Raw genomic sequence first — 15,060 nt, 5'->3', positions numbered from 1 at the left:
ACCACCTTCCAGAGGGATACAATGCAGCCAACAGACCATTAAGAACAATTCGCACAACAGATAATAGAAGAGAAAATTAGTCTATTTTTGGCGGCCAAAAGGATTCTTTTCTGGACGTACACGTTTGCCGCTGTCGATCAGCGTTGTCCGCCTGCGAAATCCCGTTCAGTCTGCATTGCATTTTGCAAAGCCAGTGCGTTGACCCCTGTCAACGCCCCCCCCCAAATGCGTTGACAGGGGTCAACGCACAAAGCCCATCGCGTCCATGAACCCTTGCAGGATATAGGCTGCCGCCGCTTTATCGACGATTTCAGCGCGCTTTTGCCGCGACATGTCCATTTCGCTGATCATCATCCGCTGCACGGCAGCAGTTGACAAACGTTCGTCCCACAGGGCAACCGGCAGCTCTGACAGCCGGTTGCCCAGCCCTTTCAGGTTGGCCATGAACTGGCGGGTGGACTGACAGCGTTTGCCTTCGGTCCCGTCCATCTCCACCGGCAGCCCCAATACCAGAGCACGAATCTCGTATTTTTCGACCACCGCCAGCAGCTCGACCACATCCTTGCTGAACTTGGTCCGGCGGATGGTCTGCAACGGGGTGGCACTCATCCACAGACCATCGGAGACGGCCAGCCCAATGGTCTTGCTGCCGAGGTCAATCCCCAACAGGCGGTCGCCGGTTCTGACCGCCGCCTTGACCGTCGCCGGGGTCCAGTCTGGCGTGTCTTCGCTGTTCTGATGCTCAATTTCGTTCCCACAAGGGGTGGGGTCGCAGGTGGTGGGGTTGCGGTCATCCATGCCCGGTGCTACCTTCCGCACGATTTTCTGTACACAGTGGCTTCCGCCGCCATCGGTGGCGGGAGCATCTTGCCGTTTTCAGCGGCCCTAAGACACTTACTCCCACCAGGAGAGCCTTTTCAATGCTCGACAAGCAGACTGTCAGGAACATCGCGTTCCTCGCCCGCATCGACGTTAAGGAAGACGACCTCGAGCCTTTGGCCAATCAACTGTCCGGCATCATCGGATGGGTCGAGCAACTGGGCGAAGTCAATACCGATGGCGTTGCCCCGATGACCAGCGTGACCAATCAGGTCCTGCGCTGGCGCGCCGACGAACTGACCGATGGCGGCCGTGCCGATCAGGTGGTGCTGAACGCCCCTGACAAGCTCGATGGCTGCTTTGCCGTGCCGAAGATGGTGGAGTAAGCCACGATGACCACACTGACCGACCTGACCCTCGCCCAGGCCCGCGACGGCCTGCGCAACAAGGACTTCACCGCCCGCGAGCTGACCGAGTCCTACATCGCGGCGATGGACAAGCACCGCGACCTGAACGCCTACATCACCGAAACGCCGGAGCTGGCGCTGGCCCAGGCTGCCGAAAGCGACGCCCGTCTGGCAAAGGGTGACGCCGGTGCGATGGAAGGCCTGCCGATCGGCATGAAGGACCTGTTCTGCACCGAAGGCGTGCTGACCACCGCAGGCAGCCACATCCTCGACGGCTTCAAGCCGCCCTACGAAAGCACCGTCTCCGCCCGTCTGAAGCAGGCCGGTGCGGTGTTGCTGGGCAAGACCAACCTCGACGAATTCGCCATGGGCTCGTCGAACGAGACCAGCTATTACGGCGCCAGCAAGAACCCGTGGAAGGCCACCGGCGACGACCGTGATCTGGTCCCCGGCGGCTCGTCGGGTGGGTCGGCGGCGGCTGTTGCCGCCCGCATCGCCATTGCCGCCACCGGCACCGACACCGGCGGCTCGATCCGCCAGCCCGCCGCCTATTGCGGCATCACCGGGATCAAGCCGACCTATGGCCGTTGCTCGCGCTGGGGCATCATCGCCTATGCCAGCTCGCTCGATCAGGCCGGGCCGATGACCCGCGACGTGCGCGACGCCGCCATCATGCTGGGCGCGATGTCGGGCTATGACCCGAAGGACTCCACCTCGGCCAACCTGCCGGTGCCGGACTTCGAAGCGGCCCTGACCGGCAACATCAAGGGCCTGCGCATCGGCCTGCCGAAGGAATACCGCCCCGAAGGCCTCAGCCCGGAAATCGCCGCCCTGTGGGATCGCGGTGCCCAGTGGCTGAAGGACGCCGGGGCCGAAGTGGTCGAGATCAGCCTGCCGCACACCAAATATGCGCTGGCAACCTATTACGTGATTGCTCCGGCGGAATGCTCGTCGAACCTCGCCCGCTATGACGGCGTGCGCTTTGGCCTGCGCGTTGAAGGCAGCAGCCTCGACGAAATGTACATGAAGACCCGCGCCGCCGGTTTCGGGACCGAAGTGCAGCGCCGGATCATGATGGGCACCTATGTGCTGTCCGCTGGCTATTACGACGCCTATTACCTGAAGGCGCAGAAGGTCCGCGCCCTGATCGCGCAGGATTTCCGCCAGGCCTTTGAACAGGTGGACGTGATCCTCGCCCCGACCGCCCCCACCCCGGCGTTCGGGATGGGCGAAAACATGGCCGACCCGATCACCATGTACCTCAACGACGTCTTCACCGTTCCGACCTCGCTGGCTGGCCTGCCGGGCCTGTCGGTGCCGGCCGGTCTGTCGGCCACCGGCCTGCCGCTGGGCCTGCAGCTGATCGGCAAGCCGTTTGACGAAGAAACCGTCCTGCGCGTGGGCGGGGTGATTGAAGACGCGGCTGGCTTCACCGCCAAGCCGACCTTGGCCTAAAGGGGCGCCAGAATGAGCTATATTATCAAAGGGAACACCGGCGACTGGGAAGTGGTGATCGGCCTTGAGGTCCATGCTCAGGTGATCTCGAACTCCAAGCTGTTCTCGGGCGCAGACACCACCTTTGGCGCCGAGCCGAACAGCCAGGTCAGCTTTGTCGACGCCGGTTTCCCCGGCATGCTGCCGGTGATCAACGCCAAGTGCGTCGAGCAGGCTGTGCGCACCGGTCTGGGCCTGAAAGCCAAAATCAACAACCGGTCGGTGTTTGCCCGCAAGAACTACTTCTACGCCGATCTGCCGCAGGGCTACCAGATCAGCCAGTACGAACTGCCGATCGTTGGCGAAGGCACCCTGATCCTCGACATGCCCGACGGCTCCACCCGTGCGGTGGGCATCGAGCGCCTGCATCTGGAACAGGATGCCGGCAAGTCGATGCATGACCAGCACCCGAACAAATCGCTGATCGACCTCAACCGGTCGGGCGTCGCGCTGATGGAAATCGTCTCCAAGCCCGACATGCGCACCCCGGAAGAAGCCGGTGCCTATCTGCGCAAGCTGCGCGCCATCCTGCGCTACCTCGGCAGCTGCGACGGCAACATGGAAGAAGGCTCGATGCGTTGCGACGTCAACGTCTCGGTCCGTCATCCGGGCGAAGAGTTCCGCACCCGCTGCGAAATCAAGAACGTCAACTCGGTGCGCTTTGTGATGCAGGCCATCGAGCACGAAGCCGCCCGCCACGTCGAAGTCTATGAAAGCGGCGGCGACATCCGGCAGGAAACCCGCCTGTTCGACCCGTCGCGCGGCGAAACCCGTTCGATGCGGTCCAAGGAACAGGCGCACGATTACCGTTACTTCCCCGACCCGGACCTGCTGCCGCTGGAATTCGACGATGCCTACGTCGAAGCCATCCGCGCCACCCTGCCCGAGCTGCCGGACGAAAAGAAGGAACGCTTCATCAGCGAATACGGCATCACCGCCTATGATGCCACCGTGCTGGTGATGGATCAGGAAAACTCGGCGTTCTTTGAAACCGTCGCCAAGGGCCGCGATGGCAAAACCGCCGTGGCGTGGGTGACCACCAACCTGTTCGGTTCGCTGAACAAGCGCGGCCTGTCGGTCAGCGACAGCCCGGTCAGCGCCACCCAGTTGGGTCAGCTGATTGATCTGGTGGCCGACAACACCCTGTCGACCCGTCTGGCCAAGGACGTGTTCGAGATCATGATGGACGAGGGCAAAGACCCGTCAGTGATCGTCGAAGAACGCGGCATGAAGCAGGTGACCGATACCAGCGCCATAGAGGCGGCCTGTGATCAGGTGATCGCGGCCAACGCCGAAAAGGCCGACGAAGTGCGCAACGGCAAGGAAAAGCTGGTGGCGTGGTTCGTCGGTCAGGTGATGAAGGCCACCCAGGGCAAGGCCAACCCGGCCATGCTGCAGGAAATCCTGAAGAAAAAGCTGCTGGGGTAATCCTGGATACAGGACACACCTGGCAGCAGAATACGAGAGAGCGGGATGAGAGCGTTTTCACACTGAGCGAAAACGCTCTCCCTTTTTAGGGCCGCATTTTCCGAGCCGTTGACCGGAGACGGTCAACTTGAAAATGCTCTAAACCCGCTCTCTTTTTTTACCCGGTCATTTCTTCAGATACAGCGGCTCGCTGGCGGTTGCAGGCAGGGCCGGACGGTCGGCCTCCATGGCACTCAGCGGCGTGCATTCCACCATTGATGCCAGTGAGCGGCGGGCCAGTTGCTGATAATCAGCCGTTCCCTGTTTCTTCCACGCATATTCATCATCGGTTACGGCCCGGATCACCTTGCCGGGAATTCCGGCCACCAGTGAGCGCGCCGGGACGATCATCCCGGCTTTGACAAAGGCCATCGCCGCCACCAGACTTTCGGCCCCGATATCGGCGCCATCCATCACCACCGCATTCATCCCGACCAGCGTGCCCCGGCGAATGATACAGCCGTGCAGGACGGCCCCATGGCCGATATGGCCTTCTTCTTCGATCAGGGTTTCGGTGCCGGGGAAGCCGTGCATCGAGCAATTATCCTGCACGTTGGCACCGCTTTCGATCCGCAAGCGCCCAAAGTCCCCCCGCAGGGACGCCGCAGGCCCGATGTAGACCTCGGGACCAATCAACACGTCTCCGATCAGGATGGCTGTCGGATGAACATAGGCTGACGGATGCACCACCGGGCGCACGCCATCAATCGAATAACAGGGCATGGGGCGTTTCCTTCCAGATGTTTTTTTCTGTGATCAGGAAACGGTAGAGCAAATCCCGAGCAGGTGGAACACCTGCGACGACGTATTTGCTGAATGAACAGACTCAAATCCCGAGCAGGTGGAACACCTGCGACGACGCATTTGCTGAATGAACAGACTCAAATCCCGAGCAGGTGGAACACCTGCGACGACGCATTTGCTGAATGCACAGACTCAAATCCCGAGCAGGTGGAACACCTGCGACGACGCATTTGCTGAATGAACAGACTCAAATCCCGAGCAGGTGGAACACCTGCGACGACGTATTTGCTGAATGAACAGACTCAAATCCCGAGCAGGTGGAACACCTGCGACGACGTATTTGCTGAATGAACAGACTCAAATCCCGAGCAGGTGGAACACCTGCGACGACGCATTTGCTGAATGAACAGACTCAAATCCCGAGCAGGTGGAACACCTGCGACGACGTATTTGCTGAATGAACAGACTCAAATCCCGAGCAGGTGGAACACCTGCGACGACGTATTTGCTGAATGAACAGACTCAAATCCCGAGCAGGTGGAACACCTGCGACGACGCATTTGCTGAATGCACAGACTCAAATCCCGAGCAGGTGGAACACCTGCGACGACGCATTTGCTGAATGAACAGACTCAAATCCCGAGCAGGTGGAACACCTGCGACGACGTATTTGCTGAATGAACAGACTCAAATCCCGAGCAGGTGGAACACCTGCGACGACGTATTTGCTGAATGAACAGACTCAAATCCCGAGCAGGTGGAACACCTGCGACGACGCATTTGCTGAAACACTCAACTCCCGCATCCAGTCATGCCGACAGGGCCGCAGGCAGGACCAGCCGGATAGCCACCATCTGCCCCCGTCCTTCGCCGATCAGTGTCAGCCCGCCCCCCACACGCTCCACGGCACGCTGGGCCATGGCCAGTGTCATCATGCGGACAGGATTCCCCGCATGCCCCACCACAGGCAGGGGATGGGCCGGACTCAACAGCGTTTCCCGCTGCTCGCGGGTCAGCGTCCCCTGTTCGGCACATAATTCCAACACCACCTGCTCGTCCCGCGTCCAGCCCTGCACGGTGATCTGCTGTGTCTGATCGGGCGAATACGCATTCTGCAGCGCCAGCAGCGATGCCAGCAACACGCCCTCCAGCATCGCCGGAGCCATTTCAACCACCGGCAGCGGTCCTTGCACCTTCAGCCATGGTGTCACCTGATGGCGAGGCTGCAACAGCGGTGAAACCGTTTGCAGGCTCTTTTCCAACGCCACCGCTTGCGACGGCAACACCTCTCCGTCGCTGGCACAGAACGCGGTCAGGCTTTCCAGTGACTGGAATGCCCGTTTGGCATTGGCCTGCGCCTGGATCAGCAATTCGCGGCAGTCGCCCTCCAGAGACGGCAAATGGCGATGGACGATCAACGCCAGGAACTGCGAGGCCGCTCGCAGCGGCTCCTGCACGGTCTCTCTGGCCAACGTCGCCAGATGTTCGGTGACGGTGCTCCCGGTCGAGGGCGCGTCCTCCGTCATCGCTGCACGCTGCTCGTACAGGCAATGGGTGCCAATCGCCCTCAGTGGCCGTCCCACTCCGTCCCGTTCAACAACCCGCCCCTGATCATGGATCCAGACCCAGTGCCCGTCCTTGTGCTGGATGCGGTGAACGTTGTCATAGAACGGGGTTCGCCCTTCCAGATGGGCCTGCAGATCGCTCATCACCGCGGCCCGGTCGTCGGGGTGAATCCGTTTTTCCCATGAGCGGACCGATCCACCCCATTCACCGACAGCGTAGCCGATCATCGTTTCCATTTCGGGAGAAAAACGAACCTCGCCGCTGGTGACCGTCCAGTCCCAGACGCCATAGCCACTGTTCCCGAGAACACAGTCCAGCTGAAAACGGGCTGTTTGCAGGTCGTCTTTCGCCTGCTCTCGCGCAGTGATATCCCGCAGGTACACCAGCATGACACCGTTGGCCTTGCCCGGATCTCCCGAGGTCAGGATACTCATCGACAGCAGGCAGGCCCGGTTGTGACTATCCGTCATCCGGTGCCCGGATAGTGGGGTAAAAGCCTTCAGGGAGCGGAACAGGACAACTTCGGCCTGCCCGGGCAGGGCTGGCACGGCAGAAGATGACGGGACCAGAATTTCCCGCAGGGATTTCCCGATCAGATCGCGCGCGGGACTGTCAAACCATGCCGCTGCCGCATCGTTGACCTGAACGATTGATCCGTCCTGACTGACCAGCAGAACCGGATCGGGAATCCCGTCAAAGGTCATGATCGTCCGGGCAATACTGCCAAAAGGCTGCAACAGCATCGGCCCGATCACGGCTTCGAAAATCAGCCAGAAGGCCAGAACCTTGGTCAAATGGCCGAGGATGTTCAGCGGGCCGGTCAGGGTCAGATAGGCAGTGAAAATGAACTCCGTCATGGTGGTCAGGGCGATGGCGGTCAGCATCAAACCCCACAGGTACGGCGGCAGAAAGGACCGTTGATACCACGTAAGATAACCCGCCAGCAGCAGCCCGCCGACCAGACCATATTCAAAGACAACCTTGAAATGGGTCAGGCCCGAGGCAGGCAGATAGGTCACCGGAAACAGGTCCAGCAGGATGGTCATCCCCAACGCCAGCGCCAGCCAGCCAAACCCGGCAAAGACAGCGGCCACCCGCACCGGAGCCCGATTACGGGCAATTGCCGGGGCGAGGATCATGGCAAGAGTTTCGATCAGCCGCCCGCACAACCACAATTGCGTCGCCCGGTTGGCATCGCTGAAGGCGGCAAAGCCCATGCCGTGATAGGCCAGTGTATGGCCCAGATCGAACAGGGCCGTCCAGAACGCTCCGCAGCCCAAAATCAGCAGGTAATTGTTACAGGTCAGCCGATATGTTCCCACCACCACCGCAAACGTCAGCAGGGAAATCAGGATGGTTGTCAGCTCGACCACCGTATGAAACAAAAGAAAGTGAACAAAGCCAAGAACCGCCAACCCCACCAGTATGGTCAAGGCGAACAGGGAGCGCGCCCAGGTTCCCGAGCCATGGTATCCCGGACGGGACGCAGCGGGAGGTGCAGTGAGGGACATAAAGATACTCTTGATTGTATAAAAATGAATAATTAGCCTTTATTCTACGATTACATTCAAAATCCCTAAAGAGATAATCACGACGAAAAAGTATATGTCCGGCTCCCCTTTTCTGGTGCATCCCCATCGACAGGGATTGCCCGCCCTGCGGCGGAGTGTTGTCCTGAACACAGACAAGCAAAAAAGGCGTCCTCCCCATGCACATGCCCCCTTTCCCGTTCACCATGACCGACTGGAGCCAGGTTCCCGCCACTGTCCACCCCGGCGAACAGGGGCAAGCCCTGTGGCGGACCCTGACCTTTGGCGACATCCGCGTGCGGGTGGTCGAGTACTCGGCGGGCTACAAGGCCGATCACTGGTGCTCCAAAGGCCACGTCCTGTACGTGCTGGAGGGCGAGTTGCACACCGAGCTGGCCGATGGCCGGACGGTGGTGATGACTGCGGGCTGTTCCTATCAGGTCGGAGACAATGCCGAGGCCCATCGCTCCACCACCAGCGGCGGTGCCCGCCTGCTGATTGTTGACTGACGCCGATGCTGACCGTTCTGCTGGCACTGGCTCCGATCTTTCTGCTGATCCTGCTCGGGCATGGCCTGAAACGCTGGCACTTTGTCGAGGACGGATTCTGGTCACAGGCCGACCGGCTGACCTATTACGTCACCTTCCCCGCCCTGCTGGTGTCCAATCTGGCTTCGGCCCGTCTGGGCAGTTTGCCATGGCCGCAGATTGTCGCCTGCATCGGCGGCACCACCCTGCTGCTGGCCGCCCTGATCCTGCTGGGTGGCCCGCTGCTGCGGCCAACGGCGGACCGTGCCGGGCGGGCAACGCTCAGTTCGGTGTTTCAGGGAGCCATCCGCCCGAATACCTACGTCGGTCTGGCCGGGGCGGCCGCCCTGTACGGCAACGATGGCATCACCGTCACCGCCCTGTGCATCGCCATCACCGTGCCGCTGGTCAACGTCCTGTCAGTGACGGCGTTAATGCTGCTGGTCCCCCCCGCAGGCAGCAGCCAGCACCGCATCGCCCGCCTGCGCTCGCTGGCGCTGGGACTGCTGCGCAACCCGCTGATCCTGTCCTGCATCGGCGGCATTGTCCTGAATGTCAGCGGGCTGGGGTTGCCGCCGGTGATCGAGCCGGTTCTGGGCATTCTGGCCAAGGCCTCGCTGCCGATGGGGTTGCTGTCGGTCGGGGCCGGGTTGCTGCTGACCCTGCCTGCCAACGACAGCACCAGCCGCTGGCGGGCGGTCATCGTTCCCTTTGTCGCCGCTTCGGTCGGCAAGCTGGTGCTGTTGCCGGTCCTTGTCACCCTGACCCTTGACCTGCTGCTGCCCTCCTCGCTGTCGCTGTCGGCAGCCACACTGGGGACCATGATCCTGTGGTCGGGCGTCCCCTGTTCGGCCTCGTCCTACATTCTGGCCCGCCAGATGGGCGGCGATGCCCCGATGATGGCCGCCCTGATCACCTGGCAGACCGTGCTGGCAATGATCAGCCTGCCCGCGCTGATCAGCCTGTTGCCGTGGCTGACCGGCTGACAGCAGCCCGGAACAGAAAAACCACCGTCCGACGCTTGCACCGTCCCGCCGGGAGGCATATAACCCGCCAACAGATTTCCCCGCCGCCCGGCGCGGCAGACGCCTGTTGGCGTTGTCCCTGAAAAAGGCACTCAGCATGAGCAAGCGCACCCTGATTTCCTCTGGCTCGCCCAACGAACCGGTGATCGGCTTCAGCCGCGCCGTCCGCGTTGGCAACACCATTGCCGTTGCCGGGACCGGCCCGATGGGGGCCGACGGCAAGCTGGTCGGCCCGGGCGACCTGTACGCCCAGACAAAACAGTGCCTGGAAACCATCAAGGCCGCCATCGAGCAGGCTGGCGGCTCGCTGGCCGACACCGTGCGCACCACCGTCATGCTGACCAGTGCCGACGACTGGCGCGAAGCCGCCCGTGCCCATGGCGAGTTCTTCAGCGAGATCCGCCCGGCCTGCACCTTTGTGGTGGTCACCGGCTTCGTCAACCCTGACTGGCTGGTGGAAATCGAAGCCGACGCGATCATCGCCGACGCCTGAGAGCAGCCAGAGATCAGACCAACAGCAAAGGCATCCGGGTCCACCGGGTGCCTTCCTTCTGATGCCGGACACCCTTCCCCCACGCAAGGACCGCGCCCGTTATGACCGCAGCCGATTACAAGCATCGCCACCTCCTCGGGATCGAGGGGCTGTATCCCCACGAAATCAATTCGCTGCTTGATCTCGCCGACAGCTATGTGGTGCAGGGCAACCAGTCTGCCCCCACCTTTGACGCGATGAACGGGCAGACGCAGGTCAACCTGTTCTTCGAAGCCTCGACCCGCACCCGCGCCAGCTTTGAACTGGCGGGCCTGCGGCTGGGGGCGACGGTGATCAACATGCAGTCAACCGGCTCGTCGGTCAGCAAGGGCGAGACCCTGATTGACACCGCCGTCACCCTGAACGCCATGCGGCTGGACGTGCTGGTGGTCCGCCATCAGGACTCCGGGGCGGTCAAGCTGCTGGCCGACAAGGTGAACTGCGCGGTGGTCAATGCCGGTGACGGTGCCCACGAACACCCGACGCAGGCGTTGCTCGATGCCCTGACCATCCGCCGCCGCAAGGGCCATCTGGACGGCCTCGAAGTCGCCATCTGCGGCGACGTGCTGCATTCGCGCGTGGCGCGGTCGAACATCCACCTGCTGAACACCATGGGGGCGCATGTCCGCTGCATCGCGCCGCGCACCCTGATGCCGTCGCGGATCGAGGAATTGGGGGTCTCCCCCTATTACGACATGCGCAAGGGGCTGAAGGACGTGGACATCGTGATGATGCTGCGCGTGCAGAACGAGCGTATGCAGGGCAGCTATATTCCGTCAGTACGCGAATATTTCGAGTTCTTTGGTCTGGACAAGGAAAAGCTGGCGCTGGCCAAGCCCGACGCCCTGATCATGCATCCCGGCCCGATGAACCGCGGGGTGGAAATCGACTCCGATGTTGCCGACGACGTTGAACGGTCGGTAATCCGCGAACAGGTGGAAATGGGCGTGGCCGTCCGGCAAGCCGTCCTGCACACCCTGTCGCACAACAATCAGGTCTACAAGCAGCAGCAGGAGGCCAAGTGATGTCCGCCCGTTCCACCGCCCCCCAGTCACAGCCGCAAGCGGTCGCTTACGTCAACGTGCAGCTGATCGACCCGGCCTCGGGCCTTGATGTGGTCTGCGATCACACCGGCGGCCTGCTGAGCGATGGCGAAACCATCTCGGCCTATGGTCCGGGCATTTTTGCCAGCGGCGTTCCTGCCGGAGCCGAAGTGATCGACGGCAAGGGCGCGATCCTGTGCCCCGGTCTGGTTGACATGCGGGTGCAGATGCGTGAACCGGGCGAAGCCCACAAGGAAAGCGTCAAGTCCGCGGGCAAGGCCGCCGTTGCCGGGGGCATCACCTCGATGGTCGCCCTGCCGAACACCGATCCGGTGCTGGACGAAGAAGCCGCCATCGAGTTCATCGCCCGCCGCGCCCGCCAGATCGGTCTGACCAAGGTCTATGCCTACGGTGCCGCCACCAAGGGGACACTGGGCAAGGAACTGTCGGAAATGGGCCTGCTCAATCGCGCCGGAGCGGTGGCGTTCACCGACGGCACCAAGGCGATTGCCAACGTGCAGACCATGCGCCGCGCCCTGCAGTACGCTGCCACCTTTGGCTTCCTGATCATCCAGCACCCCGAAGAGCCGGGCCTGAGTGGCGGGGTGATGAACGCCGGTGAGCAGGCCAGCCGTCTGGGCCTGTCGGGCATCCCGCGCGAAGCCGAAATCATCATGCTTGAGCGAGATATTCGCCTGGTCGAAATGACCGGGGGTCGCTATCACGCCGCCCATATCTCAACCTCGGACAGCGTCGAAATCATCCGCCGCGCCAAGGCCAAGGGTCTGGATGTCACCTGCGACACCGCGCCGCCGTACTTTGCCCTCAACGAACTGGCAGTCGGTGACTATCGCACCTTTGCCAAGCTGTCGCCGCCGCTGCGTGCCGAATCCGACCGTCTGGCGATCGTCGAAGGTCTGCAGGATGGCACCATTGATGCCATTGCCTCGGACCACTCGCCGCAGGATACCGATGCCAAGCGCCTGCCATTCGCGCAGGCCGCCTTTGGCGGCACCGGTCTGGAAACCCTGTTGCCGCTGACTCTCGAACTGGTCCATAACGGCCATCTCGACCTGCTCGGCGCCCTGCGCCTGCTGACCTCGGCCCCGGCGGACCTGCTGAATCTGACCGACAACCACGGCCACCGCGCCGGTCGCCTGACCGTGGGCGGAGCCGCTGATCTGGTGCTGATCACCCTCGACCGCCCGTGGAAGTTCGCCGCCCAGCAGTCACTGTCGAAGTCCAAGAACTCGCCGTTCGATGGCCGCCTGTTGCAGGGTCACGCCGTGCGGACAGTGGTTGATGGCCGGACGGTGTATGTCCATGGTTGAGAGCAGCGTCCTGACTGCACTGGGCAGTGGCCCGTTCACCATCGCCCTGCTGGTGGCGGTGATCGGCGGCTATCTGCTGGGGTCGGTTCCGTTCGGGCTGGTGCTGACCAAACCGTTTGGCTATGACCTGCGCAGCATTGGCTCCGGCAACATCGGGGCCACCAACGTTCTGCGCACCGGTCGCAAGGATCTGGCGCTGGCCACCCTGCTGCTGGATTCCGGCAAGGGAGCGATTGCGGCGGCGCTGGCATGGTGGGGCAGTGTCGCCCACACCGGCCAGCCGGACCAGATGCTGGTTCTGGCGGCGGGTTGCGCTGCCGTGCTGGGGCACAACTTCCCCGTCTGGCTGAAGTTCAAGGGCGGCAAGGGCGTTGCCACCACGCTGGGCGTGCTATTGATGACCGCCTGGCCGGTGGGTGTCGGGGCTTGTCTGACCTGGCTGGTGGTGGCGGCGGTGTTCCGCTATTCCTCGCTGGCCGCTCTGGTGGCGCTGTCGCTGGCGCCGGTCTATGGCCTGATCCTGATCGGGCCGATCCATGCCGCCGCCTATCTGGCACTGGCCATTCTGGCGATCCTGCGCCACCACGAAAACATCCGTCGCCTGATGCGGGGCGAGGAAAGCAGGATTGGCAAGAAAAAGAAGAGCTGAAATCGGGCATTTCGGGATATTGGCAACACGGCGGCATGGGGAGACCTGTGCCGCCGTTGTGCTGTCACGACCTGTTGACGCGCTGGCACAATGCCCATAAAACAACCACATCCTCCACTTGATCACTTTACATGCATTATATCCTTTTCCCGCGTGCGGTTTTGCGGTAATCAGAATAACAGGCTCGCGGCCCTGAGCCCGCCCGCGCGGGACGCTCCCCCTCTCAGGTCTGCGACGATATACACCAAGGCTCCATTTGCGAGAGGGAGAGCTCGATCATGGCTTCTGTAATGGTCAAAGTGGCTGGCGAAGGTCTGGTCAACAAGGCACACCGCAATTCCGACGCTGGCCCGACCAGCGGGTCGTCGGTGATCTATGAAGTGGTCAATGTCCCCGGCGGCGTGTCCGAAGAGGTGGTGGTTGACCTGATCAAAAAGACCGTCAAGTCTGTTCCGCACAACGATTCCTACGAAGTCGATTACGCCGCCATCGCGGGCTGATCGTCACAAAGAAAACAGGATCATGGAGCGCCGCTCCAAACCTCGCTGGGGCCTCGGGCCCCAGACCCCGTTGACTTGATAGTGAAAGAGAAAATGGGGGTTCAAGCGGTAGCCCGCTGTTGTTTCCCACCTGTCGTGTACTGTGGGGTCACAGTCAAGGCCCGCACCTCCAGGGAATGCGGGCGTCTGCCATCCACCGGCACGACGCCCGCTGTCCTTTTCGGCCCCTCCGGCCACAGCAGCATTGACCATCCTGACAGGAACCGGCATGGTCAATTCCATCATGACGATCTCCATCCGCCCCCTCAGCGCCGCCGAACGACTGGATTGGCTGCGCCTCATCCGCTGCGAAAACGTCGGCCCGATCACCTTTTTCCGCCTGCTCGACCGGTTCGGCACCGCGGCCAGGGCGCTGGAGGCCCTGCCCGAGCTTGCCCGCAGTGGTGGCCGCAGCAAACCGATCAAACTGTGCAGCCGCGCCGCTGCCGAACAGGAACTGCTGGCCGCGCAAGCGATCGGTGCCCGCCTGCTGTGTGCCTGCGAGCCTGAGTATCCGGCCCTGCTGCGCGAAGTCGATGATGCCCCGCCCTGCCTGTACGTGCTGGGGGATGTCGCCCTGCTGTCCCGTCCGTGCGTGGCGATTGTCGGCACCCGCAATGCCTCGGCGGGCGCCAAGCAGTTCAGCCGCAAGCTGGCGATGGATCTGGGGGCGCACGGCTTTGCCGTTGCCTCGGGGCTGGCGCGGGGAATCGACACCGCCGCCCACGAAGGCAGCCTGAATACCGGCACCATTGCGGTGATGGCGGGCGGGGTGAATGTGGTCTATCCGCCGGAAAACGCCCGCCTGCACGCCGCCATTGCCGCGCAAGGGGCGCTGATTTCCGAACTGCCACCCCATCTGGAACCACAGGCCCGCCATTTTCCCCGCCGCAACCGGCTGATTTCCGGTCTGGCCCGGGCGGTGGTGGTGGCCGAGGCCTCGTTGCGCTCCGGCTCGCTGATCACCGCCCGGCTGGCCGCCGATCAGGGCCGCGACGTGCTGGCCGTGCCCGGCAGCCCGCTCGATGGCCGCAGCGAAGGCCCGAACCAGTTGCTGCGCGACGGTGCCATCCTGTGCCGGGGGATCGATGACGTGCTGGAACAGGTCGCCAATCCGCGCCATCGCCCGCTGCGGGAACCGGCTGGCGGCGATTTTACCGCTGGTCCGGCATCGACTCCTTCCCCTGCGGCACTGGCCGCCGCACGAGAAAAAGTGCTGTCGAACCTGTCTGTGGCACCGGTGACGGTTGACGAAATCATCCGGCAATGCCAATTGTCTGCCTCGATAGTCTCCTTTGTCCTGCTGGAGCTTGACCTGGCGGGGCGGCTGGAACGGTTGCCCGGCCATCGGGTCTCGCTGTTGCCAGAGGCTTGACGAAGACGCCCCC

14 protein-coding genes are annotated in these 15,060 nt (G+C 62.4%); 11 read left to right on the top strand and 3 right to left on the bottom strand.

What is annotated here, in order from left to right:
* Window positions 1–240: 240 nt before the first annotated feature.
* A complete protein-coding gene (ruvX, locus tag BW995_RS13965) occupies window positions 241–798 on the bottom strand; it encodes a Holliday junction resolvase RuvX (RefSeq protein ID WP_084194853.1) in 558 nt (185 codons plus the stop codon).
* Window positions 799–920: 122 nt separating this feature from the next.
* On the opposite strand from ruvX, the gene gatC reads away from it, so the two are divergent.
* Genes gatC through gatB form a run of 3 tightly spaced genes read left to right on the top strand, consistent with a single transcriptional unit; the run spans window position 921 to window position 4,148 of the window.
* Window positions 921–1,205, top strand: coding sequence for an Asp-tRNA(Asn)/Glu-tRNA(Gln) amidotransferase subunit GatC (gene gatC, locus BW995_RS13960; RefSeq protein ID WP_076401036.1), 285 nt, complete (start codon window positions 921–923; stop codon window positions 1,203–1,205).
* Between the two features lie 6 nt (window positions 1,206–1,211).
* Complete coding sequence (gene gatA, locus BW995_RS13955; protein WP_076401035.1) at window positions 1,212–2,681, top strand: Asp-tRNA(Asn)/Glu-tRNA(Gln) amidotransferase subunit GatA; 1,470 nt, start codon at window positions 1,212–1,214, stop codon at window positions 2,679–2,681.
* A 12-nt stretch (window positions 2,682–2,693) separates the two neighbouring features.
* Entirely contained in the window at window positions 2,694–4,148 is a 1,455-nt protein-coding gene (gatB, locus tag BW995_RS13950) for an Asp-tRNA(Asn)/Glu-tRNA(Gln) amidotransferase subunit GatB (RefSeq protein WP_076401034.1), read from the top strand.
* 165 nt (window positions 4,149–4,313) lie between these two features.
* On the opposite strand, the gene BW995_RS13945 is transcribed toward gatB, so the two are convergent.
* Complete coding sequence (locus tag BW995_RS13945) at window positions 4,314–4,910, bottom strand: phenylacetic acid degradation protein PaaY (RefSeq protein ID WP_076401033.1); 597 nt, start codon at window positions 4,908–4,910, stop codon at window positions 4,314–4,316.
* 830 nt (window positions 4,911–5,740) lie between these two features.
* The gene (locus tag BW995_RS13940) at window positions 5,741–8,008 is read right to left on the bottom strand and encodes an MASE3 domain-containing protein (protein ID WP_076401032.1); all 2,268 of its coding nucleotides are present in this window, start codon (window positions 8,006–8,008) and stop codon (window positions 5,741–5,743) included.
* Between the two features lie 197 nt (window positions 8,009–8,205).
* Here BW995_RS13940 and BW995_RS13935 point away from each other — a divergent pair, with 197 nt between their 5' ends.
* The 8 genes from BW995_RS13935 (at window position 8,206) to dprA (ending at window position 15,047) form a co-directional block, all read left to right on the top strand.
* On the top strand, window positions 8,206–8,535 hold the full coding sequence (locus BW995_RS13935) for a DHCW motif cupin fold protein (protein ID WP_076401031.1): 330 nt from the start codon (window positions 8,206–8,208) through the stop codon (window positions 8,533–8,535).
* Between the two features lie 5 nt (window positions 8,536–8,540).
* Complete coding sequence (locus BW995_RS13930; protein ID WP_076401030.1) at window positions 8,541–9,539, top strand: AEC family transporter; 999 nt, start codon at window positions 8,541–8,543, stop codon at window positions 9,537–9,539.
* A 136-nt stretch (window positions 9,540–9,675) separates the two neighbouring features.
* Window positions 9,676–10,071: a RidA family protein gene (locus BW995_RS13925; RefSeq protein WP_076401029.1), complete on the top strand. Its 396-nt coding sequence runs from the start codon at window positions 9,676–9,678 to the stop codon at window positions 10,069–10,071.
* A 101-nt stretch (window positions 10,072–10,172) separates the two neighbouring features.
* Window positions 10,173–11,135: an aspartate carbamoyltransferase catalytic subunit gene (locus BW995_RS13920; RefSeq protein WP_076401028.1), complete on the top strand. Its 963-nt coding sequence runs from the start codon at window positions 10,173–10,175 to the stop codon at window positions 11,133–11,135.
* Window positions 11,135–12,484, top strand: coding sequence for a dihydroorotase (gene pyrC, locus BW995_RS13915; protein WP_076401027.1), 1,350 nt, complete (start codon window positions 11,135–11,137; stop codon window positions 12,482–12,484). The genes BW995_RS13920 and pyrC overlap by 1 nt, the downstream gene beginning before the upstream one ends.
* Complete coding sequence (plsY, locus tag BW995_RS13910) at window positions 12,477–13,133, top strand: glycerol-3-phosphate 1-O-acyltransferase PlsY (RefSeq protein ID WP_076401026.1); 657 nt, start codon at window positions 12,477–12,479, stop codon at window positions 13,131–13,133. The genes pyrC and plsY overlap by 8 nt, the downstream gene beginning before the upstream one ends.
* Window positions 13,134–13,411: 278 nt before the next feature.
* On the top strand, window positions 13,412–13,633 hold the full coding sequence (locus tag BW995_RS13905) for a hypothetical protein (protein WP_076401025.1): 222 nt from the start codon (window positions 13,412–13,414) through the stop codon (window positions 13,631–13,633).
* Between the two features lie 268 nt (window positions 13,634–13,901).
* On the top strand, window positions 13,902–15,047 hold the full coding sequence (gene dprA / locus BW995_RS13900) for a DNA-processing protein DprA (protein ID WP_245821464.1): 1,146 nt from the start codon (window positions 13,902–13,904) through the stop codon (window positions 15,045–15,047).
* Window positions 15,048–15,060: the final 13 nt, after the last annotated feature.

Origin of the sequence: Insolitispirillum peregrinum, assembly GCF_900156605.1 — a bacterium.
GTDB lineage: Bacteria > Pseudomonadota > Alphaproteobacteria > Rhodospirillales > Rhodospirillaceae > Insolitispirillum > Insolitispirillum peregrinum.
This window is presented reverse-complemented; position numbering and strand designations above follow the sequence as displayed.